Source organism: Actinoplanes sp. ATCC 53533, assembly GCF_003947245.1.
In genome coordinates this window covers 1-1141 of record NZ_QHHV01000526.1, presented here as the reverse complement: position 1 = coordinate 1141, position 1141 = coordinate 1, and the positions used below count along the sequence as shown (strand labels likewise).

At 63.3% G+C, this 1141-nt stretch carries 1 protein-coding gene; it reads right to left on the bottom strand.

Going from position 1 to position 1141, the window contains the following annotated elements:
* A partial coding sequence (locus DMB66_RS62225) for a hypothetical protein (RefSeq protein WP_199753309.1) occupies positions 1-1141 on the bottom strand: 1141 nt, incomplete at both ends.

Below are 1141 nucleotides of genomic sequence, written 5' to 3'. Positions count from 1 at the left end.
CCGGCCCTCCCTGGATCATGCCCACGGCCTTGACCTTCATATCACCGGCGGTCACCAGGACCGGGCCGCCGCTGTCACCCTTGCAGGCCGCGGTCTTATGGTCGTCCTGATCTCCGACGATCGTCGAGAACGTTGAATTGCTGACATGCGGGTACTCATCGTCGAACCAGTGAACCATCTGGGTGACGCGAATGCCGCAGTGGACGCCGGAGTTCGCCCCACTGGTGCACACCTTGTCGCCGAGGCTCACGTCACCATAACCAACGACGGTCTTCTTGTAACCATTGGAATCATTGTGGGATCCGTCGAACATGAGCGGTGACCCCTTCGCACTCATTTGGCGAGCCGCGCCGTCTGTGGAATTCCGCACGCCGTCGCCGTAGCTCTTTGTGTTGTTGAGGGGCCGGTAGTCATGCGCAACGCAGTGCCGGGCTGTCGTCGTGTAGCGGGTTGCGCCGACTTTGACCGAGAAGCCGGTCGAGCAGATTCCACGTGTTCCCGGGCTGTACATGACGCCGCCGGCGTTGAAAGCCGGCGTATCCTTGTCACGAGTCGCCGCAAAGGTTTCATCGCCGCCGCCGAACTCCACGCTGACGTCCACGCCGAGTTGATCTGCGGCGACCCCGCCGACCTTGGCAACGGCTGCCTGTTGTGAATCCTTGCCGGACGCGGCGTTGAGTTTCTTCGCCGGCTTGCCGGTGGGCACTCCTTGCACCTTGATGCCGTCAAATTCCGCAGTGATCCCGCTGATGGAATTGAGGTCGAAATCCGCGAATGCGTCTTTGCCTCGCCCGGCGAGCGTCTCGACGGCCGTAACGAGTTGTTCGCGGCTGAACTTCCGTTGCTGGACGTTGACCGAAATGCCGCGGCGCCGACCTTCGGCGATGATGGCCTGCTGCGTGTCGTTCGCCGGCCCGTGCCACAGCAGGGTCGTCGACAGCGCTGCCGCGTCGTTCACCGACTCGATGTAGCCGCTGTTCTCGAGGCCGGGCTGTTCGATGATCCAGGTCTTGAGGTCGGTGAGCTTGTTCTGCCGCCCGCCCGGGTCCTGCGAGTCGATGAGGTCGGGCTGACCGGTAGGAGGAGCCTTCGGCGCGCCCTCGTCAGCGTGGGCCGGAGTGCCCGCGAACGCCATCAAAGT